17 protein-coding genes and 1 pseudogene are annotated in these 21,536 nt (G+C 56.7%); 10 read left to right on the top strand and 8 right to left on the bottom strand.

Features of this window, described 5'->3' with window-relative positions:
* Nucleotides 1–24 precede the first annotated feature (24 nt).
* Complete coding sequence (locus M0D69_RS43690) at nt 25–441, bottom strand: group II intron maturase-specific domain-containing protein (RefSeq protein ID WP_367619684.1); 417 nt, start codon at nt 439–441, stop codon at nt 25–27.
* A gap of 270 nt (nt 442–711) precedes the next feature.
* Nucleotides 712–1,014: a DUF1330 domain-containing protein gene (locus M0D69_RS03580; RefSeq protein ID WP_301780693.1), complete on the bottom strand. Its 303-nt coding sequence runs from the start codon at nt 1,012–1,014 to the stop codon at nt 712–714.
* 1,272 nt (nt 1,015–2,286) lie between these two features.
* Between M0D69_RS03580 and M0D69_RS03575 the strand changes: the two genes are divergently transcribed.
* Nucleotides 2,287–2,925 (top strand): TetR/AcrR family transcriptional regulator, encoded by a 639-nt coding sequence (locus M0D69_RS03575; protein ID WP_301780692.1) that lies wholly within the window; start codon nt 2,287–2,289, stop codon nt 2,923–2,925.
* A gap of 132 nt (nt 2,926–3,057) precedes the next feature.
* Here the strand turns inward: M0D69_RS03575 and M0D69_RS03570 are convergent, their stop codons facing one another.
* Genes M0D69_RS03570 through M0D69_RS03560 form a run of 3 tightly spaced genes read right to left on the bottom strand, consistent with a single transcriptional unit; the run spans nt 3,058 to nt 6,211 of the window.
* Nucleotides 3,058–3,876, bottom strand: coding sequence for an SDR family oxidoreductase (locus M0D69_RS03570; protein WP_301780691.1), 819 nt, complete (start codon nt 3,874–3,876; stop codon nt 3,058–3,060).
* Nucleotides 3,877–3,879: 3 nt separating this feature from the next.
* Nucleotides 3,880–5,010 carry an acyl-CoA dehydrogenase family protein gene (locus M0D69_RS03565; protein WP_301780690.1) on the bottom strand — a complete coding sequence of 377 codons (1,131 nt, stop codon included), beginning with the start codon at nt 5,008–5,010 and terminating at the stop codon, nt 3,880–3,882.
* Between the two features lies 1 nt (nt 5,011).
* Nucleotides 5,012–6,211, bottom strand: coding sequence for an acyl-CoA dehydrogenase family protein (locus M0D69_RS03560; protein ID WP_301780689.1), 1,200 nt, complete (start codon nt 6,209–6,211; stop codon nt 5,012–5,014).
* Nucleotides 6,212–6,915: 704 nt separating this feature from the next.
* Between M0D69_RS03560 and M0D69_RS03555 the strand changes: the two genes are divergently transcribed.
* The 9 genes from M0D69_RS03555 to M0D69_RS03515 all read left to right on the top strand — a co-directional run bounded on the left by M0D69_RS03555 (nt 6,916) and on the right by M0D69_RS03515 (nt 18,456).
* Complete coding sequence (locus tag M0D69_RS03555) at nt 6,916–8,217, top strand: MFS transporter (protein ID WP_301780688.1); 1,302 nt, start codon at nt 6,916–6,918, stop codon at nt 8,215–8,217.
* Between the two features lie 418 nt (nt 8,218–8,635).
* Entirely contained in the window at nt 8,636–10,711 is a 2,076-nt protein-coding gene (locus M0D69_RS03550) for a 3-hydroxyacyl-CoA dehydrogenase NAD-binding domain-containing protein (RefSeq protein ID WP_301780687.1), read from the top strand.
* A 32-nt stretch (nt 10,712–10,743) separates the two neighbouring features.
* Entirely contained in the window at nt 10,744–11,925 is a 1,182-nt protein-coding gene (locus M0D69_RS03545) for an acetyl-CoA C-acyltransferase (RefSeq protein ID WP_301780686.1), read from the top strand.
* Between the two features lie 240 nt (nt 11,926–12,165).
* Complete coding sequence (locus M0D69_RS03540) at nt 12,166–12,474, top strand: putative quinol monooxygenase (protein WP_301780685.1); 309 nt, start codon at nt 12,166–12,168, stop codon at nt 12,472–12,474.
* Nucleotides 12,475–12,783: 309 nt separating this feature from the next.
* Nucleotides 12,784–13,521 carry an SDR family NAD(P)-dependent oxidoreductase gene (locus tag M0D69_RS03535; protein ID WP_301780684.1) on the top strand — a complete coding sequence of 246 codons (738 nt, stop codon included), beginning with the start codon at nt 12,784–12,786 and terminating at the stop codon, nt 13,519–13,521.
* Between the two features lie 365 nt (nt 13,522–13,886).
* Nucleotides 13,887–14,744, top strand: coding sequence for an SDR family oxidoreductase (locus M0D69_RS03530; RefSeq protein WP_301780683.1), 858 nt, complete (start codon nt 13,887–13,889; stop codon nt 14,742–14,744).
* A gap of 126 nt (nt 14,745–14,870) precedes the next feature.
* Nucleotides 14,871–16,073 carry a CaiB/BaiF CoA-transferase family protein gene (locus tag M0D69_RS03525; RefSeq protein WP_301780682.1) on the top strand — a complete coding sequence of 401 codons (1,203 nt, stop codon included), beginning with the start codon at nt 14,871–14,873 and terminating at the stop codon, nt 16,071–16,073.
* Between the two features lie 283 nt (nt 16,074–16,356).
* Nucleotides 16,357–17,139 carry an enoyl-CoA hydratase-related protein gene (locus tag M0D69_RS03520; RefSeq protein ID WP_301780681.1) on the top strand — a complete coding sequence of 261 codons (783 nt, stop codon included), beginning with the start codon at nt 16,357–16,359 and terminating at the stop codon, nt 17,137–17,139.
* A 339-nt stretch (nt 17,140–17,478) separates the two neighbouring features.
* A complete protein-coding gene (locus M0D69_RS03515) occupies nt 17,479–18,456 on the top strand; it encodes a D-2-hydroxyacid dehydrogenase family protein (RefSeq protein WP_301780680.1) in 978 nt (325 codons plus the stop codon).
* A 684-nt stretch (nt 18,457–19,140) separates the two neighbouring features.
* Here the strand turns inward: M0D69_RS03515 and M0D69_RS03510 are convergent.
* The 3 genes and pseudogenes from M0D69_RS03510 to M0D69_RS03500 form a co-directional block, all read right to left on the bottom strand.
* A complete protein-coding gene (locus tag M0D69_RS03510) occupies nt 19,141–19,992 on the bottom strand; it encodes an SDR family oxidoreductase (RefSeq protein ID WP_301780679.1) in 852 nt (283 codons plus the stop codon).
* A gap of 310 nt (nt 19,993–20,302) precedes the next feature.
* Nucleotides 20,303–20,976, bottom strand: a pseudogene (locus tag M0D69_RS03505) (IS5 family transposase); the annotation flags it as partial.
* Nucleotides 20,969–21,283, bottom strand: a complete 315-nt coding sequence (locus M0D69_RS03500) for a hypothetical protein (protein WP_301780678.1) — start codon at nt 21,281–21,283, stop codon at nt 20,969–20,971. The gene M0D69_RS03500 and the pseudogene M0D69_RS03505, both read right to left, overlap by 8 nt.
* Nucleotides 21,284–21,536: the final 253 nt, after the last annotated feature.

The raw sequence follows: 21,536 nt of genomic DNA, 5'->3' as shown, positions 1-21,536 counted from the left end.
AACTACCGGACAAGATGATTGTCGCTACGCCGGACTTGCTGATTGTCGCCGTCCAAAGCGCGAAGGCAGGATGGTCGGATCGTCGCCTAACTGGTGCGCGAGCGTTTCCGCTTCCTTTTCGCTTCGCCACAGCGTTGCATGCCAGGGCAGCGGCCTGTCGCACAACGCCGAGTACTTCACAAGCAGCGAAATCCGGCTTTGGTGCAAATATCGGAGATAGCCGCGGAAGGTGATTTTGTCCAGTCGCAGAGTTTTGCAACGAGTCCAATGAACAAGCTCTCGGTCTAGATACCGACAGAGCCTATGCAAGGCTGTCCAATAGAAGGAGCCGCGGTAGTTCCACCAGCCACGTATTGTGAGATTGCATTGCTCGGCTACTTCGACCAGTAGCCTGGGCGTTTGGCGAAGTAGCCATGAGTCCCGTGCTGTCTTCTGTCGCATCCGTTTCAAGGCAGCAGGACTGACGCCATTGTGGAGTGGCGAGTCGCGACGTATGTCACGAACACCAGCGAAAGCTTGTCGTGCTGTACAGAAGATGGGAGCAGGCTTCAAACCGCCCGGTGCTGCTGTGTACGGGCGGTGATCACGGTTGTTCGCTCCAAGAACGGCCAGCCAGCAATCTTGAGAGCGAGATCGAAGTAATCGTCGAGGACCCGCGATTTTCATCGCGAACACATTCCAGACTTGCCCCTGGACACCCGCCTCACGCGACTACTCTGGGTAGGATCCCTTCCGGCCGTCGAGCAACAGAACCCTCGCGCTCGCCGCCTCCTGGCGAATTTTGAGCGCCGGGGCATATTCCGGTGACGAGTACCAAGCGCGCGCGGCCTCGATATCTGGAAACTCCACGAGCACCATCCGCTTGCGGCGCCATTCCCCTTCCAACGTCTCCGGTTCACCCAGGGCCAAGATCCGGCCTTTGTGCGCGACAAGCGCGTTGGCTGCGATGGGCCGATACGACACCATCATGCCCTCGTTCTCTATGACCACGTCGGCGATGATATAGGCTGGCATCTGCGACTCCTGTTCGTGTCTGGTTAACTTAAATGATACCTAGTAGTATCATACATTTTCTCTGGAAGCGCGCAGCATGAGTGGGTGAAGCTCCGCTCGCTACGGAAGCTGACGAGGCGGCTAGGAAGTAGTGGATCTTGCGACTCTCCACCGGAACCGCAATTCGCTTTTGATAGACTTTGATGCGAGGCGCCCTCAAGTGCGCGCCGCCAGATCATCGCCCGTGGCCCATTTTTCGAGGATAACGGTGGCTCTGCCGACCCGCTGACGGTGAGCCCCAATTGACAATCCTTCGGCATTCGATATCTCGATTTAGCGGATGTCGTCTGTACTGAAGCGGCGGGCAGGCTGTTTGAGACGGTCGCAACGAAAATAAAAACAATTGCAAACTCGAATGCGTTAGGCCGATGCCTTTCCGATTGCCGAAGTCGGACAAAACGTTTACACTACTACTTGGTAGTATTTTAAATGGAACGAAACGTCAATCGCCCGGTTCTCATTGACTGGGGCGAGCGCGATTGTGAGCAAAGAGACCGGATTCATGGCGAGCGTGGCAATTTTGGAGAATCGCTGAATTTCGTCGACTCATCGGCTCGATTTCGCTGTGAGCCGTTTCTCGGCCTTTTCGATTCATACCAGCCATGACGGGTGGTCTACCGCTGGCCGAGCATCTGTTTCTCCCGTTGTGTGCGAAACGCAGTGGGATGGAGGCGCATGAACTGACGGGCATCGGCTTCGACATGTTGCGACTTTGCCGTGGACGCGTTCGTGCAGGCTTTGTACGAACGTCGGCCCGTTCAGCAGGATGGCTTGTCGATCTTTGGGACAGGAGCGTGCAGTAGATGTCGATTCGCTCAACGGGCTCGCGTCGAAATCGGCGTCGAACCGTCGATTGGCAGTGTGGGCGCTTCGTACGATACTCCGTTGGCCGAAACGATTAGCAGCATGTATAGAAGGCGGGGATGATTCACTGGCGTGGGCCGTGGCACAACCTGCAGGGTTGTGCAGATGGCCAAGCTCGGGTGGGGTAAACGGTTCAATCACCACCGACTGCTCGAGCCGCTATACGCAATTCGCAATTCGCAATTCGCCGAGGCCGAAGCCGCCTTCTATGAGCAACTCGCTGGGCCCACCATGGGGTGCGGCTCACTTCAATAACCTCCGGAAATCCCGGTTCGGTTCAGATGGAAGAGGGCACGATCGCTTCCGGCTGGGACATCGGGCCGACCGTCGGGGGCAGCCGGTAAACCGATTGAGCAAGGACTGGATGCAATGAGTGTCAGTACAGGACGCCTGGACCGAGGCGAAGACAAGAGGGCTGAGATCCTCGACGCAGCGGCTCAATGCTTTATGCTGCGTGGCTATTATGCGACGAGCATCGATCAGATCGCCGATTTCTATGGGTCGACCAAAGGGCTCATCTACTATCATTTTCGTTCGAAAACCGAGCTGTTCTTCGAGGTTTACCGTCGCACGATCGTCCGCACGATTGAGCGTGTACGTCCAATCGCCAGTACGAACGAATCGGCCTCGGTACGCCTGCGAAACATGTGCCGGGCTCATGTCCACGGCATCATCGATAACTTGGCGAACCACCACGTTTCCAAGCAGGGCGTTGAATCCCATATCACGAGCGCTCTCACGCCCGACCAGAACAAGGATCTCCGGAGTCTCATCGCACTACGTGATGACTACGAGGCCTTCTTCCACGACGTCATTGCCGATGGTATGAAGGAGGGAGTGATGAGGTCTGGGGATCCCTCTCTAGCGGCGCGCACTATTCTAGGTGGGCTCAATGGTTTTTCGGTCTGGTATCGGCCACGCCCCAAGCAATCGCGAGCACAGCAGGACCATCTCGTTGAACAGGTCGTTGATGTTATCCTCAATGGCCTCGTTATCGACGGCGCTTAGTTCAACTGCAACCCTAGGCGCATGCAACACTCTGAAGTACTTTTGGGCCTGCGTTGCGGTCGCGCAAGCCGGGGGATTTGACAAGTGAGCATGTGACGGGGTTCGGAGAAGCCGCAGGACCAAAGTGCGTTGCTACTCGTCGTCCGACGCACCTGTAGGAATGGAAACGTGCTTACCGCCGTCGATGGGTAATACGGCGCCGGAGACATACGAACCACCGGCCCCGCACAGATAGAGCAACGCGGCAGCGATGTCGCTAGGAATTCCAAGACGTCCAAGGGGGACACTTGCTATTAGGCGTGCTCGTCGTGCGGCGTCCGACGTTGCGAAAGCCATCATCCTGCTTTCGAAGGGTCCAGGCGCTAACGCGTTGACAGTCACGTGGCTTGCGGCGAGTTCATTCGCCAGAATTCGAGTGATGTGGTGCACACCTGCCTTTGATGCAGCGTATGAATAGGCGTTGTTGCCCAAGGGCTGACTTCCCACAATCGATCCTAGATTGATTACTCGAGATGGATCCTCAGCTCTGGCTCCGGCTTTCAGAAGGGGCAACAAGCCTTGTATTAGCGTGAACATCGCGGTTAGATTCACCGAGAGCACGCGGTCCCATGCATCGTAGGGAAAGGAATCGAACGATGCACCCCAGGTCCTTCCGGCATTGTTGACCAGAATATCCAACGCTTCAAATTCCGACTTGGTCGCGGCAACCAGAGATGCGACGCCGTCCTGAGTCGAGATGTCCGCTGGAAAGCTCCGAGCATGTCCGGGAGCCCCGATCGCATTGATCTCATCGGCAGTTTGTTCGCAGGCTTCGCGTTTGCGTGAAACGATCAGGACGTGGGCGCCGGCCATCACAAGACCCTCGACGATCATTCGACCGATGCCGCTAGAGCCTCCTGTCACAAGCGCTGTCTTACCCGCGAGCGAGAACAGCTTTTCGAAATAGTTCATTGTTCAAAATCCCTCCATATCGGCAAATCTGTTCAGATGAAAATACTCGTCGCCCCAGAGCTCCGCGGCCACACGCGCGCGTTTCATGAACAGGCCAATGTCCAGTTCGTCGGTCATGCCGATGCCGCCGTGGAGCTGGACGGCTTCGGAGACCGCGAGGCGACTAACGTACACGGCCTTGGCCTTCGCGGCGCTGATCAGTAGCTTGGCGCCATGGAGATTGACCTCGCCCGCCTGTGCGGCCGCCAGAACTACGGATTTCAAGACTTCGATCTCGGAGTAGAGATGGCTCATCCGGTGCTGTAACGCCTGATTCGAGCTTAGAGGGCGGCCGAACTGCTTGCGTTGTTTCAGATAGTCGAGCGTTCGGGCGAAGACCTCCTGGGCGATGCCGCTAAGTTCGGCGGCGATCGCCAAGCGGCCAACATCCAGCACAGCATCCAACGCCGGGAAGCCTCGATTCAGCGGGCCGATGAGCTGCTCTCGTGTGACCTCGACGCCCTCGAACTGCAGAGCCGTAAGGCTTCGTGAATCCGCTGTCGTGACGCGACGCGTGATGACGCCAGCCGCCTGCGCCTCGACCAGGAAGAGCGAGATTCCATCGCTTGGATTGTCGGAGTTGCTGCTGCGAGCAGCGACGATGAATCCATCTGCGCTATCGCCATCAGGGATGGCGGATTTTATACCGTTTAGAACCCACCCCGTCGTCGTGCGGGTAGTCGACAGCGTGATGTGGTCCGGGGCATGTTTGCGGCCTTCATCGACCGCGCATACCAAAATGGCTTTGCCAGTAGCAATACGCGGTAGCCATAGCTTGGCAAGGGTGGGGACTGCTTGGCGCATTGCCACGCTGGCCATCAGTGCAGCGACTAGAGGCGCCGCTGTAAGGCACCGTCCCATTTCCTCGCAGACAACCGCTGCGCCGACTAAGCCAAAGTTGCTCCCGTCATGGATTTCGTCGATGAGGATACCCTGCCATCCTTGATCTGCTATTTTGCACCAAAGCGACTTGTCGTAGTCGAGACCGGTCGAGGCATCGCGCAAGCGTCGGAGCGCTGCGACTGGGGCCTCTACCCCTAGGAAGGCCGCAGCAGCAGATTTAAGCAAGTTCTGATCTTCAGTTAGGACTAGCAATTCACTCTCCGGCCATTTCGAGGATATTTTTGGCGATGATATTCAGCATGATTTCTGAAGTGCCGCCTTCGATCGAGGTCGCTTTCGAACGCAACCACTCTTGAGCGAACAGGTTTCTCTCCGATTGTTCGACATCTAATTCTAGGCCGTCGAAACCAGCAACGGACATCATCAACTCATAGCGACGCTTCTTCTCTTCCGTCCCGAAGTATTTGAGAATGGCCGAACGTGCGCCGATCTCGATGCCCATCGAAACTTCGTCCTTGATCCGGGCTATGGTCAGCTCGAAACAGGTCCGGTCGATCTCGGCACGGGCAATATCCGCCCGGAGTGCCGCGTTTAAAAGCCGGCCGTTTGCGTCGACACCAATGTTTTCTCGAGCCAGGTCGCCCAGCGTGATGCGGGCGAGGGGACCTTTTGCCGTACCGCCACTGCCGATCATCTGACGCTCATGGGTCAGTAGATATTTGGCGATACCCCAGCCTTCGTTCAGTTCGCCCAGCAGTTGATGCTTCGGCACTGAGACATCGTCGAAAAAGGTTTCGCAGAACGGCGACTTACCGGAGATCAGCCGGATTGGCCGTGTGGTTATACCGGGCGTCGTCATGTCGAACAACAGGAAGCTAATTCCCCGATGCTTCGGCGCCAGTTGATTCGTCCTAACGAGGCAGAAGATCCAATCGGCCTGATCGGCGTACGAGGTCCAGACTTTTTGCCCGTTGACTACGAATCGATCGCCTTCATCGACAGCGCGAGTTTGGAGGGAAGCCAGATCCGACCCGGCGTTCGGCTCTGAATAACCCTGGCACCATCGGATTTCTCCACGAGCAATCTTTGGCAGGTGCTCGCGCTTCTGGTCTTCCGTGCCGAACTCCAACAGCGCTGGACCAAGCATTGAGATGCCGAAGCTGTCGAGCGGTGAGAGGGCACCGATTCGTTGCATCTCCTCCTTAAGCACCAACGCCTCGGCGCGGGACAAGCCGCCGCCGCCATATTCATGCGGCCAAGTCGGCACGGTCCATCGCTTGGCCACCATCCGCTCAAGCCAAAGCTTTTGGGCGGGAGATTTGAACGTCCAGTTTCGGCCGCCCCAGCAAATGTCGCTTTCGTCCGGAGACACGACTCGCATTTCAGGAGGGCAGTTCTCTTCTAGCCATATGCGTGCATGACTTCTGAATTCGTCCAACGCTGACGTGTTCATCGGCTTATCTCTCATACAGGCAACTCCGTAAGACCTTTGATTTCGTTCGTGAAAACCGATCGGCCGGTCCCGTCTTTGTCGCTTTTATCGACGACAATCCTAACCAGTCTTGACAAGATGATACTTGGTAGTATCATAGGTTTATACTGCTGCACCGTCAACTCAATTAAGCGCTTGAGACGGGAGGGGAAAGAGTGTCTGTTATTGAGCTGGAACGGCGGGAAAATGTAGCGATCGTCACCATTGATAGTGCACCGGTCAACGCATTGAGCGTCACCGTCCGGACGGGTTTGATCGCACGTTTGACGGAAGCGTGGCGGGCAGCATTCGCTGCTGTCGCGCCCGTTCAATGCCTCTGGCGCAGCTAAGCGCCGCCACTCTCGCATGCTCGAACAACACATTAAAAAAACATATGAAGGGGACAATTCCAACCTTGCCTGCATCGTCGGCAGCCGTTATCAGCCCAGGCGCACGTGACGCGACACCTGCGAATCAGAAGCGATGGACGATGCCCGCGGCAGCAGCGAATTTATTGCTCAAAGTTCCGGACCTGCTCTATTGGCAGTGAACTCCGGACAACTGCTGAGCGAGCAGATCACGGCACAGCGAGCATTGATGCCTTCGTGATGCGAACCCAAGCGATGACCGATCATGGCTCATATGGGCCCATGTCCTTATAAACGCAGCAACGAGGAGAAGACGAAATGCCGAATCCGTCCGAGCAGTCAGCAGCGCGTGCAGGCGCACAGGTTGCCCCACGCTATCGATGGGTTGTGCTCGGGATAGCGTGGTTGGCGATGTTCATGACGTTTGTCGATCGCCTCGCATGGGCAAACGTCGCCGCGTCCGCGAGTACGTCCCTGCACCTTCCGGTCGCGGCGCTTGGGGGATTTGTGACCGCGTTTTACGTCGGATACGTCGCAGCCAACGCAGCTACTGGCATCATCACCGACCGGGTCGGACCGCGGATTACTCTGCCGTGTGCGCTACTGGCCTTGGGGATCCTGACCTATTGTTTCAGCATGACCACGTCCGTAGCGGCAGGCGTCGTCATTCAATGTCTGATGGGGCTGGCGGCAGGCGTCGATTACGCTGCCGTGGTCAAACTGATCGCCAGCTGGTTCGCCGTGCGCCAGCGTGCTCGTGCCGTCGGCATCGTCTTCACGTCGATTTCCGTTGCTGTCATTGCAACCAACACGGGAATCCCCGTCGAGTTGCTTCACACGTCGTGGGTAGCGATATACAAGGTGCTCGGCGTTACGACCGCAGCATCCTCATTGGCGTGCTTCGTGTTTCTTCGCAATTCTCCTGAAAGCGCTGGGGCTTTTCGCGGCAATCGCATCCCCGTACGTTCGTTCGTCCTATTGTTGCGGGACAAGAACTACTGGTTGACTACGTTAGCTGGATTTGGCGCTTGCTGGGGAGGCCTCGGGTTCATGTTCTGGACGAACGCACTGATGCAGAAGGGACTCGGCTTTTCTCCGGTCCAGTCCGGGCTCGTGGGCACGGTGTTCGGCATAGCGTCGGTGGTCGGATCACCGTTGATCGGGATCTTATCGGATTGGCTGGGCCGTCCCAGAAAATGGATTACGTCGGCGGTCATCCTCACGATCGCTGCCAGTCTGCTCGTATTCGGCAGACTGACGGCATTGGTGCCGATGCAGATGGTCGCTGCGATCCTCGGCATTGCAGCGTTCGGGTGGGGAGCGCTCGTGGCCACCATCATCACTGAAATTGTGGGGATCGAGCTCGCCGGTGGCGCTATCGGATTGAGCAATGCGGCACAGCAACTCGGCGGCGTCCTAATGCCTCTGGCCGTCGGCATGGTGTTCCAGTCCACGGGCTCCTTCCATCTTGCGTTCGTAACGCTCGCCGCAGGGCCATTGCTGGGTGGAATTGCGGTGCTTGCACTGCGAGAGGGGCCGCTGGCGGTCAACCTCGAGGCAGGCGTCCAACCGATCGAGGAGACGCCGCAGACATCAGCGCAAGCCGGCGCGTCAAACTAGCCTGGGCCGGCCATCCAGGTGCGGTCCGTTACGCATGGCCGGGGCGAACTATGACCTCTTCAGCGCGGGGATTGACGACTTTTTGTCTGTGACCACAGACGTATATGCCGCCGTGGCTGACGAAAAGGCGAGCGGGACGAACTCGCTCTAATCGAGATTTCCGTCACGGAGCGTCATTTGCCGTGCAGATTTTTGATCATCGTTTGTCACGACAACAGCGTCGCCAGCTTTCGGCAGCATTAACCGACAACTCCCTAATGATTTGATCTCGCTGGTGAAAGCCAACGGCCGTCCCGCTTTCGTCGCTTTCATCGGTGAAAAAACCGATCGGTCTTGATAAAAGTGATACTGAGTAGTATTATCGATTCATGCTGCTGCAACGTCAATCGAATTCGGCGCTTGAGATGGGAGGTCAATAGTGTCTGTTGTTAAGCTGGACCGCCGGGAAAATATAGCAATAGTCACCATTGATAATGCACCGGTCAACGCATTGGCCGTCGCCGTGCGGGCGGGTTTGATCGCAAGTTTGGCAGACGCGAACTCCGATCCCGATGTCGTTGCGATTGTTCTAATGGCGCGGGGCCACATTTTCAGCGCGGGGGCCGATATCAAGGAACTCGAGCAGACGCCACTGTCGCCGTCGCTGCCAGATGTCTTTGGGAAATTCGATAGTTCTCCTAAGCCGATCGTCGTGGCAATTGATGGCACTGCGCTCGGTGGTGGATTTGAACTGCTTCTGGCGTGCGACGCTCGTATCGGCACGCAGAAGGCGAGCGTTGGTCTCCCGGAAGTGAAACTCGGACTGATGCCGGGGGCTGGAGGGACGCAGCGACTGCCGCGACTGATCGAGCCCGCGGTGGCACTGGCGTTTATTGTCGATGGCAACCCGCGGGCCGCAGCGGCAGCGCTTGAGCTTGGGGTTTTCGACAGTATCGTATCAGACGATAAGCTGCTGTCATACGCTATCCAAGAGGCTCAAACTCTCGCTGCCATGGGTAGGCGCCGCGTTCTGGGTTTGATTGAGTTGACTGAGGACCATAAGCCTAGCTTCGAGGCCGCGGCATTAGCGGCGCTGAAAAATCACAAGGGCGAGCCGCAGGTGGAAGCGATCATCGAATGCGTCCGTGCAGCGTTCGATGCCAACTTTGCCGAGGGCGTTGCGATTGAACGGGCGCATTTCCAGCGTCTTCGCGTCGATGAGCGTTCGTTAAGTTTGCGCTACGCTTTCTTCGCCGAGCGAAGCAGCGGCCACGTTCGTGATCTCGAGCCAGGCGTTGCACAGCGCACGGTTCAAACCGCCGCAGTGATTGGTGGAGGGACAATGGGATGCGGCATCGCCATCTCTCTGCTAAATGCCGGCATCGCGTCGACAATTATCGAGAAGGACCAGGTGACGGCCGATCGAGCTATTCAGCGTGTCGCGGATACTTATACCGTAGCCGTCCGTCGGGGCAGTATGACGCCGGAGCAGAGAGCATCGCGCCTCGACCTCCTGCAAGTCCGCGTAGGCTTAGAAGAAGCGTCTAGTGCTGACCTGATAGTCGAAGCGGCTTTCGAGGACATCGATGTCAAGCGCGACATCTTCTCCAAGCTCAGCCAGATAGCGAAGACAGGCGCGGTACTGGCGACCAACACGTCCTATCTCGATGTGAACGAGATCGCGGCGGCGACCGATCGGGCTGGCGATGTGATTGGACTGCATTTCTTTAGTCCTGCGAATGTCATGAAGCTGGTCGAAGTCGTCCAAGGCGTTGCAACTTCGAGCGATACATTGAGGACCGCGCTGAGCGTGACGAGGACGATCGGCAAGCTTCCGGTGACGGTCCGTGTCTGTCACGGATTCGTTGGCAATCGCATGTTGGGTAAGCGATCCGAGCAGGTTGACCGTCTTCTGCTCGAAGGCGCCTTACCGAGCGAGATCGATGCGGCATTGATCAATTTCGGTTTCCGCATGGGCCCGTGTGCGATGAGCGATCTGGCTGGCCTGGACATAAGTTGGCGGATGCGTAAGGCGACTGGGAAAGTGGCGCCCGCGATGGACGCGATCCATGACGCCGGTCGTCTTGGTCAGAAGAACGGTCGGGGCTACTACCTTTATCCGGAGGGCGGCCGTGTGGGTGTTCCGGATCCAGATGTTGAGGCATTGCTTCATAAAGTTTCGGCAGAGCAAAGCATTCGGCGCCGGACGATTCCTGAAACGGAGATTTTGGACCGCCTCGTGTTGCCGATGATTAACGAGGGGGCTCGTATCCTCGAAGAGAGGATCGCTCAGCGAGCATCGGACATCGACGTGATCTGGCTGCATGGATATAACTGGCCGAGATGGCGGGGAGGTCCGATGTATTTCGCCGATCGGACCGGGCTGTCTGTGGTGACACAACAGTTGGAACGGCTTTGCACAGCGACGGGCGATTCGTCATTCAAGCCGGCAACGCTACTGACCAAGCTCGTGGCTGCTGGACGGAATTTCGAATCTCTGTCTGACGAAGTTTGATCACTAGACACAAAGGAATTAGGGAGAAGGAAATGGTAGAAGCCGTAATCGTCTCGACCGCACGAACGCCTATCGGCAAGGCAGCTCGGGGTGCCTTCAACGATACTCCCGGCGCAGAGCTCGCCGGCTCTGTCATCGCTGAATTGATTCGACGGACCAACGTGAGCCCTGCGGACATAGAGGAGGTCGTGCTTGGATGCGGATACCCGGAGGGCGCCACCGGCGGCAACATTGCACGACACTCGGCCATCCGCGGGGGATTACCGGTCGAATCGGCAGCGGTTACCCTCAGCCGCTTCTGCGCGTCCGGTCTTGATGCGATCGCGTATGCGGCAAAACGCGTCATCGTGGATGGCGTCACCATAACGATCGCTGGTGGTGTGGAGTCGATCAGCCTTGTGCAGCCGAATGTCAACCGATTACGTCTCAAGAACGACTGGCTGCTCGAGCATAAGCCCACAATCTACTCGACGATGATCGAGACCGCTGACACCGTGGCGGCGCGCTATGGCATCAGCCGCGAAGCCCAGGATAAGTTTTCGCTCGAAAGCCAGACGCGCACGGCGCGGGCCCAGGCTGCTGGGCTCTACGACGAAGAAATCTTTGCGATGACTGTGACGAAGACGGTGATTGACAAGGCGACCGGAGATGTTTCGAGGGAAGAAGTCACGCTCACGACGGACGAGGGTAGTCGTCCTGACAGCACGTTGGAGGGTTTGGCGAAGTTGAAGCCTGTTCGAGAAGGCCAGTTCGTGACGGCTGGCAATGCCAGCCAATTATCCGACGGCGCTTCAGCCTGCGTGCTTATGTCGTCGCGTGAAGCCGAGCGACGTGGCTTAACGCCCTTGGGGATTTTTCGCGGCTTCGCTTCTGCCGGCTGCGAGCCGGATGAAATGGGTATCGGGCCGCTCTTCGCCGTGCCCCGGCTGCTCAAGCGGTTTGGACTGAAAGTCGAGGACATTGATCTGTGGGAGTTGAACGAAGCCTTCGCCAGCCAAGCGGTGTTCTGCCGAGACCGACTTGGGCTCCCCCCGGATCGTTTGAACGTAAACGGCGGCGCAATTTCAATTGGTCACCCCTATGGTATGACCGGTGCTCGTTTGGTAGGGCATCTTCTGCTAGAGGGGCGTCGTCGCAAGGCTCGATATGGCGTCGCGACAATGTGCGTCGCCGGCGGTCTCGGCTGCGCCGGCCTGATCGAATTTATGCACTGAGTGATGACCTCTTGGGCGGTCCTCGCCGAAATCGTGTCGGGCCCGAGGGATGACTTATCGGATGTTCGCGCGAAACAGGGTAAAACCCAGACCATCCGGCGTCAGCTATGTTGGTGGTGATTCCGGTCCTTTGGCGCTCGCTAACGAGAGTCAAAATCCGCCAAGTGGATGGATGCGAGGTGACCTTAGAGGCAGCCCTGTCGTAGTTCAACCCCTAGCTTCCACATTGAGAGAGATGAAATGATTCAAGTCATCGTAGAGATTGAGACCCAGCCCGGCAAACGGGCCTCCTACTTGAAGGCATTCAAGGAAAATTTGCCGACTGTTTTGACGGAAAAAGGCTGTCTTGAATACAACGCTTTCATCGATAGCGAGGACTTCGGGCCGCTGAAAATCGCTTATGGTCCAGATGCGATCATCATCGTCGAGAAGTGGGATACCCCCGATGATCTGAACGCTCACGCGAAGGCGCCGCACATGCTCGCATATCAGGCCAAGGTCAAGGAATTCGTCTCTAAGCGAGTAATTCATCTACTGTCGTTGGCATAGGCATGGCTGCCTCACCTTTGCCGCCAGATCGGCGACATAGGCAGTCTTCAGTCGGCCTACTGACGTTAACCCTCAATCATATTCGTCGTGGATCGGCCCGCAGCGACAATTCCGTTTTCTGCCGCTTGCGGTTCAACGAGATGGATGTAGGAAACAACCTCTATTCTCTGTTGCAAGATCTGTCGAACCGATTTATCTTCCGGAATCAAGCCATGCTACTACGTAGTAGTATAAAAATTTGACGTTCTTAGTAAGGACGCACGTTTCGACGATTCAACGCCTTAGGGCTGGGTGAAGCCAGCGAATTCCTTGGAGAAGCAGGTGGTGGGACAAAAACAGTTTACTACCCGTAAGCAAATGGGGGTGGCCGTTGTGACGGGTGGTTACCGAGGCATCGGTGAGGCCACCTGTATTGAATTGCAGCGAATCGGCTACACGGCGGTCAGCCTCGATATCAATGCTGATCCGGATAACCCGCTTCACTACAAATGCGATCTCACGGACCTGAAGGCGCTATCGGACACCCTCGATGCCGTCGCGACGAGTCACGGTCCGATTATGGTGCTGGTCAACAATGCGGGCACGGTCGGTGCGATACCGTTCGTCGACGTTACGCCGGAAATCTTTGATAGGACGATTTCAATCAACCTGCGAGCGATGTATTTCGCCTGCCAGCACGTGATCAAGAAATGGCTTGCCGACAAGCGTCCCGGCCGCATCGTCAATGTTGCCTCGGCGGCGGGCCGCATGGGATCGCCGTTCGTAGAATACGGCGCCTCGAAGGCCGGCGTGATCGGACTGACCAAAGGTCTCGCCCGTGTGGTTGCAACCGATGACATCAGGGTGAATGCCGTGGCACCGGGCCAGATTATCACCGACATGCATCGACGCCTACCGCCCGAGCGGCAGAAAGCCAGCCTCGAAATCATCCCCATGAAGCGTTCCGGAACCCCGGTGGAGATCGCGACCGTAATAGCGTTCCTCGTCAGCGATGCTTCTAGCTTCATGACGGGTGCGATCCTGGACGTGAACGGCGGTAAGCACTGATTCGCATGTGACAAAGGCTGTCGAGCCAAAAAGCAATCCAACATGCGGAAGTATTCGAATTGACGGTCAGGACGTGTTCGACGCTGGACGACGGATTGTGATTGCGACCAGCGGGCGCGAGATTTCGATCATGTTTCAGATCGACAAGATTGTCGTGACGATTTGAAGTGATGCGAGGCGGAGTCACCTCGGCAGCTCGAGCACCACCGTTCGATACTCGGACAAATGATGGTCAGAAACAGATCGATTTTCGGTACCGCCAATACAAACCGCTGATCGCGGCTACTCGTCCTCAGGGGCGTGCGGCGGATTTAAAAAGCGCAGCGAGGACAGCGAGTCCTGGCAGAAAAATGTAGGAGTTAAAAATGTTCCAAAAAGATCTTTTCCAAGGCAAGCGAATCCTGGTGACGGGCGGCGGCACTGGGCTTGGCAAGTCGATGACCCGGCGGTTTCTGGAACTTGGCGCAGAGGTGTCGATCGTTGGCCGCCGAAAGGCGGTGCTGGATGAGACCGCCGAAGAGCTGATGAAAGAGACTGGGGGCACCGTCGCGACCTACACTCTGGATATTCGGTCTGCCGATGCTATCGAAGAGGTGATCAGCGAAGTCTGGTCGAAAGGTCCGCTTGATGCTCTGGTCAATAACGCGGCCGGCAACTTTGTCTCCCGCACTGAGGATCTGAGCCCGCGTGGATTCGACGCGGTCGCAAATATCGTTTTCCACGGCACGTTCTATATAACAAACGCGATCGCGAAACGCTGGATCGCTGAGGAACGCCGGGGCTCAGTCCTGTCGATCGTCGCGACCTGGGTGTGGACCGGCTCGCCGTTCGTAACGCCCTCCTCAATGTCGAAGGCGGGCGTTGCTGCGATGACCAAGGGTCTTGCCGTTGAATGGGGTCCGAAAGGCATCCGTCTCAACGCGATCGCACCGGGACCTTTCCCCGTCGAAGGCAGTGTAGCGCGCGGCTCTTGGGGCACAGCCGGCGGAACGCTGGCCACTGACCGGATCCCCGCCCGCCGAAATGGGCAACATGCCGAGCTTGCCAATTTGGCGACCTTCCTACTGGCAGACGGCTCCGACTATGTTACGGGTGAAGTGATTGCCATTGATGGCGGTCAATGGCTCAACGGGGCGGGCACGTTTGCTCGATACGCGAATCTGACCGACGAGGACTGGCGCCTCATGCGTAATCAATCGTGGAAGGGCGCGGATAAGAAGTAGGGTGCACCGACGCTAACGTCTCATCTTTGTTTTTCGGGTGCTTTCCCGGCGCGTGTCGAAATCGAAAGCCTCCGGCTTGTTGGTCGGTCGAAAGTCCGGCCGTCTAATGATCTTTGGGTGAAAACTATGTCTGGACCATTAAAGGGCGTAAGAATCATCGATTGCACGTCGGTCATTTTGGGACCTTGGGCGACGCAGCAGCTGGGCGACCTTGGCGCCGACATCATCAAGGTCGAGCCCCCGGAAGGCGACAATTCCCGCCAGGTAGGACCGACTCACAGCAAGAATATGGCTGCCCTTTTCCTGGGTTCCAACCGAAATAAGCGTAGCGTCGTGCTCGATCTGAAGAAGGACGCGGGCCTTCGTGCTCTCTTCAAAATGTGCGAGACGGCGGATGTGTTCTTGCACAATCTGCGGCCGGAACCAGCGGCGCGCCTGGGGGTCGGCTACGAAGCATTCGAGAAGCTCAACCCGCGCCTGATCTATCTCGCGACGTATGGCTACCGCGCGAAAGGCCCAAGAGGATCAAAGCCTGCCTACGACGACATCATTCAGGCAGGGTCTGGGCTAGCCCATTTGCAATCCACGATCGTCGGTGAACCTCGCTACATTCCCACGATCATCGGCGACAAGACTAGTTCAGGCACTGTGCTTTCGGCGGTGTTGGCGGCACTTTACGAGCGCGAGAAGTCTGGCTTGGGTCAGGCGATCGAGGTGCCGATGTTCGAATCCTTGGTTGCCTACGTCATGGCGGAGCACCTGTACGCCGCTACGTTTTTGCCGCAGGAGTCCGCACCGGGCTATATCCGTATTCTGAACAAAGAGCGAAAGCCATTCCCTTCGAAGGACGGCTATTTCGCGCTGGTTCCCTATACCGACGGAAATTGGAAAGAATTCTGCGATCTGGTCGGACAGCCAGAGATCCTGGACGATGACCGTTTCTCAACCTTGTCCAAACGTATCGCCAACGTCGGTGTGGTGTATGGGAAGCTTGGCGAAATCTGCCGGACACGGACTAACGCTGAATGGGTGGCGTTGCTGAGGGATTCCAATATTCCTCATGGCCCCGTTAACACTCTCGACGATCTGCTCGTAGACGAGCAACTGCTTGCGACCGGATTCTGGAAGGAATTCGACCATCCGAGTGAAGGCCGGATCCGAACGCCGGATATCCCGCAGATGTTCAGTCGGACGCCCGGCTCGATTCGACGCCTTCAGCCCCGGCTCGGTGAGCACAGCGTTGAGATACTGACTGAGGCGGGACTGAGTTCATCCGAGATCGACGAGATGCTCAACACGGGCGTGACACGTAAAGCCGACCCGCTGTAGGGCACGATTACCCCGCATTTGATGTCCGTCAGGCGTTCTGCACAAGGCAAAACGAATGACAAGCGCTACGTCCGCAACGACGGCGATTTAAAAATGATAACTCACATACATCGACTAGGACTCTCACTGTGGAACTTACTGGCGCTCAACATGACGGCCTCTCGCACGGAGGCTACAAGGAACCGATTCGTTTCTTTTTTTGCAGGCCAGGATGGAAGATTTTTGAATTGCGGCGGCGTCCTGCCAGGCCGCGAGGTACTACACTGGATTCGACGGAGGATTGATGATGGCACGCCACGAATTTTGCACCGTCAAGGACCATGACAGAATCCGCATCGTCACGATCAACCGGCCGGAAGTCTTGAACGCACTCCATCGTGCCGCGCACGATGAACTGGATAGAGTTTGGGACGAGTTCGCAGCTGACGAAGGGCTATGGATCGCTATCGTGACGGGCGCCGGAGAACGTGCGTTTTCTGCTGGCAACGATCTGAAGGCCTTGTCGGGGGGCGCAAGCATCTCAATGCCCCTATCGGGCTTCGGCGGTATTACTCATCGCTTCGATCTCGATAAGCCGGTCATTGCCGCCGTCAACGGTATCGCTATGGGCGGTGGCTTTGAAATCGCCCTGGCGTGTGATCTGATCATCGCGGCCGAAAATGGGCTGTTTGCGTTTCCTGAGCCGCGCGTGGGCTTGATTGCCTCCGCTGGCGGTATTCATCGCCTGCCGAGGGTCATCCCAGAAAAACTCGCGATGGGCATGCTTCTCACGGGGCGCCGTGTATCAGCTGCAGAGGGCAAGGAGCTTGGTTTTGTCAACGAGGTTGTCCCTCGCGGAGAAGCGCTCGCCGGCGCAGTCAGATGGGCTGAGCAGATCCTCGAGTGCTCGCCGAAGGCCATTCGGGCGACAAAGCAGACGTTTAGATTGGGCAGGAATGAGCAAACCCTGCAGGAAGCGATGGAGACGATTTATCCAGCCCACCTCGACAATCGTAAAAGCCTCGACTTTATCGAGGGGCCCAGAGCCTTCGCCGAAAAACGAAAGCCCAACTGGCAGAACAAGTAGGCGGATACAAAACCGGGGAATTGGAGCCGAGATTTCGGTACCCTCAGTCCGATGCAATTTTCAGGAGATCCGTACGTGACGTCGCGATACGACCACGGGGCAGTCCGCAACCACAGCCGTTTTGATCGGTGACGAAGCACGATCCACTAACTAGTCGATTGACCGTGCACAACGTCGAACCGCTTTTGATATTTGATCAATAGTCCTTGGCTTTGGATCTTCTTTTGGTGGCCTGTCAGCAGCAATAGAGAGGGTTCAGACTTAGGTTCATTGCCAACGCGTCATCTCTGACGGGCACCACATCATCCGTTCAAAGCACGTGGAATTAAGGGAGGTAAAATGAGGGACTCCAGTGAGCTCATCAAGATTGCTGTACTAGACGACTATCAGAATGTCGCGCTGCATATGGGCGATTGGTTTCGCTTGTGTGACAGAGCGGAGATCACAGTCTTCAACGAGCATATTTCTGATTCTCGAGTCCTTATAGAAAAACTCTCTCCATTTGACGTTCTCTGCGTCATGCGAGAGCGGACGCCATTGCCGCGCTCGATCATTGAAAATTTGCCGCGGCTTAAGCTAATTGCATCGACCGGCCCGCGAAACCGTTCAATCGATATGGCCGCTGCAAGGGAACGAGGCATCACGGTCGCGCATACCCGCATTGCCTACGATTCCACGGTCGAACTGACCTGGGGGCTCATTCTGGCAAGCACTCGCCATATCGCCGCGGAGTCTTGGTCATTACGTAACGGAGCGTGGCAGACCAAAGTGGGCAAAGATTTGCACGGCAAGACGCTGGGAATCCTGGGGCTTGGGGAAATCGGAACTCGCGTTGCTATGATTGGCCGCGCTTTTGGCATGCAGGTAATCGCGTGGAGTCAAAATCTTACGCCCGAGAAGGCGGTTGCCGCTGATGTTTGCTACGTGTCGAAGGACGAGCTCTTTCGAAGCGCGGACGTTCTCTCCATACATCTGGTCTTGAGCGATAGGACACGCGGCCTGGTCGGAGCGGAAGAAATTGCCTTGATGAAACCAACGGCACACCTGGTCAACACATCGCGAGGGCCCATCATCAGGGAAACGGACCTGATCGATGCTTTAGCCAGAAATCGCATCGCCGGCGCCGCATTGGATGTGTTCGACGAGGAACCATTGTCGAAGGCGCATTCGTATCGGTCGCTGGACAACGTGTTAGCCACTCCGCATATCGGATACGTTTCGGAGAGTCTTTACCGAACTTTCTACGGTGACATCATCGATCATCTCGATCGCTGGCTGAGCGACTCGAGATACTCAGGCGAAGACATCGTCCCATAAGGAGTCGTCTCAAGAAAAGGAAATTTACCCACGTAAAGGATTAGAAAATCTGATTGGGCCGTGTGCCACCGCGTGATTGCGGTGACGACGAGATTCAACCCGCTCGCGCGATAGCGCTGGTTTTCATACGAGCGATTGCGAGTCTCGCCGTAAGAGACCTTCAGGCCTTCTGGCATACGGCGGACATTGCGAAAGCGGCGGGTTTCAAATTCCTGACGACCACGTGAATGAATGCCATTGCGAATTTTCCGTTCCGATGTCGGCACCTGATACCGGGCGGTGCCTGATAACATGCGACGGTCGACGGGGTCCTTTGGAGAAGTGGGCCGTGCATCGCGGCACGCACTGCTACGACGCTTTCAACGCGAGCGCACGCCGTGGTCGCGCCTCGGAAAGCAGCTTCCAAATACCTGCCGCCGTGTCGAAGCTTTCATCCGCACCCTATCGGGATTTTCACGGCCGTCGGATCCGTCAAAATTCAACAGATCCGTGACGACCAAGGAAGGCTCGAAGCCGACGGTTTGGTCGCGGTGCGCAACGATCTCGGCCTCTTAAACGTCCATCCGCATTTTTTCCTCCACCCATTTCCGCAGTCAGCTCGTCATCTCAATTCAAAATGTCGTGAAAACCCGATCAACTTCACCAACGTCGGGGTAGGTCGAGGTGCGCCATTCACAAGGGAATTCACGTGGACTTCTTGTCCGCTCCCTTCCAAGACTGACTGCGAATTGATTTCCAATCCTCGCTGCTAAGGCTTGCATAGCGTGCAAAAGTGCCGGCCCCGTTCAGCCACTGGCCGCCGTCGATGGCAATGACTTCGCCGGTGACATAGTCGCAGCCATCAGCAAGCAAGAAGGTCGCCAGATTGGCAAGCTCGCTGTACCGGCCCTTACGACGCAGCGGCGTACTGTCAGTTTCAAGCGGCCCTCCGCCGTTCTGATTAGAGCCCGAAACATCCTCGTTCAGAAATACACCTGGCGCGATGGCGTTGAGACGAATGCCCTTCGGCCCCCATTCAACAGCCAAACCCTGCGTCATTGAAGCGATTGCTGCCTTCGACATAGCCGACGCCGTGACGTAGGGCGAACCAGTCCACGCCCAAGTCGCGACTATCGAAAGAACCGAGCCCTTGCTGCCTTCTGCAATCCACCGTCGTCCAACCGCGTTGGTAGCGTAAAACGTCCCGTGCAAAGCATTGTTTGCGATCTCATCGAAGCCAGTCGGACTCAACTCTTCCGTCCGAGACACGAACGGTTCATCCGCATTGTTAACCAGTGCATGGACTGATCCGCCGCTCCAGATTTCGCCGATCACGCGATCAACTTCAGTTGCGGAACTGATGTCGAGAACAAAAGTTGAGACTGGGCCAATCGACGCCAACGCCTGTGCGGCCTTCTCCAAAATCTCCGGATTGTTGTCGGTGATCGCCACTTCAGCGCCCAGTTCCAGAAACTGACGTGCCATCGCCTTTCCTATGCCGGTGCCTCCGCTGGTCACAATAATGCGCTTGTTTTTAAGCAAGTCTGCCTTGAACATTTAAGTCTCCGATTTGCATTGATGATACTAAGTAGTATCACATAGCTTTCCTGCTCTGCACAAGGGCTTTATTTCCGAGAGGAGTGAGCAGCGATATCGACCGATCGCATGTCTCGCCGAGGCTGATGGACCCGCTCTCTAGTTCAGCTTACCAGTCTGTGCGGGGACAAGACCTAATTGGATTGCGAGCAAGTAATTGTGGATTCATTGATCGGCTTGTGATGCAGACTTTCTTGTTTCTACTGGACAAAACACTTCATATCGCTTGCGCCATCGAGGCAGCAAGCGGAGCGATCCACTTCTCAGTTCAGGCGGTTGTGCATTCAGCGACCCACCGGATTTTGCCTAGGCCACTGCCGTGCGGCTCACCCCGACGAGCGATCTGGGTCGAAATACCAGCCGTGTGTAACCGTCGACGGTATTTGTCACGATCGGCCTGCACGATCGTCGGCTTCGGCAAAGGCCGACCGCTTGCCACGAATCGGTGGAATGGCCTCGATCAGCGGCAGTAGTTGCGTGACGTCATGACGGTTGATCCCGTCAGGAGACGCGCGAACGGGATGCCTTGCGCTTCGGTGATGAGAAGATGTTTTGAACCGGGTCGAGCGCGATCGGTGGAATTGGATCTTGTTCTTGACATGATCGCACAGAACGGATGGAGGTGGAGTCGACGATGACACGTGACCAGTCGATGCGATCGGCCGCGCTCAGTCCGGCCGGTAGTACTTCGTGCAACCGGTCCCAGACTCCGGCTTGCTGCCAGTCGCGCAGTCGGCGCAAGCAGCTCTTGCCCGAGCCGCAGCCCATTTCCAGCGGCAACGTCTCCCACGAGATACCGGACTGCAGCACGAACAGGATACCAGTCAGCACGGCGCGATCGTCCAACGGCTTGCGCCCGGGGTACCGGGGCCGCCGAGGTTTTGGCGGCGGCAGCAACGACTGGATCAGTGTCCATAATTCGTCATCAAGTATTGGTTTAGCCATGTCCTCTTCGCAATCTCATAGCCGCTGTGGGAACGGATGTGGTGAGTGGAGGGCGAGCGATTGTTCCGCCCGTGATCGCAAAACCAATGTCCGCGGGTCCGAACAGTAACCCGATGTTCGACGGATTAAGCGGTGCGGCCTCGACGCATACAATCACTTCATCGTCAAAAAGATCGCTCACATTGTTTTCGACCAGCGACAAAATGAATTTAGCCTGACTTGAGATACGCGGCCGCAATTCCAGGCCTCTAAGTGATCCGTTGTCGCGACGACGCGGTTCTGCAGAGTTCGATGGAGCTTTGCTCATTATGGTCATCCATTGAATTTCGACGACGAAGGCAGCCGCTGCTCGAAGCGCTTGTCGCTGCAGGCAAGAGAATAGCGTGAGGGTGAGATTTCGGCTTGCACGAGTCGATGGTTGTTCTTGTGAGCGCTTCAAGATGATCTTTCGCACATCACGTACAAGCTTAGCGATAGCGCCGACGGATGTCGGATGCCAAGAAACGCTGCGTGTGAGATTGATTGCCCGGCTTCAGCACTAGCTGCACTGCCGTATGGTA

The organism is Caballeronia sp. SEWSISQ10-4 2 (assembly GCF_030464885.1).
In the GTDB taxonomy this organism is placed as follows: domain Bacteria; phylum Pseudomonadota; class Gammaproteobacteria; order Burkholderiales; family Burkholderiaceae; genus Caballeronia.
This window is presented reverse-complemented; position numbering and strand designations above follow the sequence as displayed.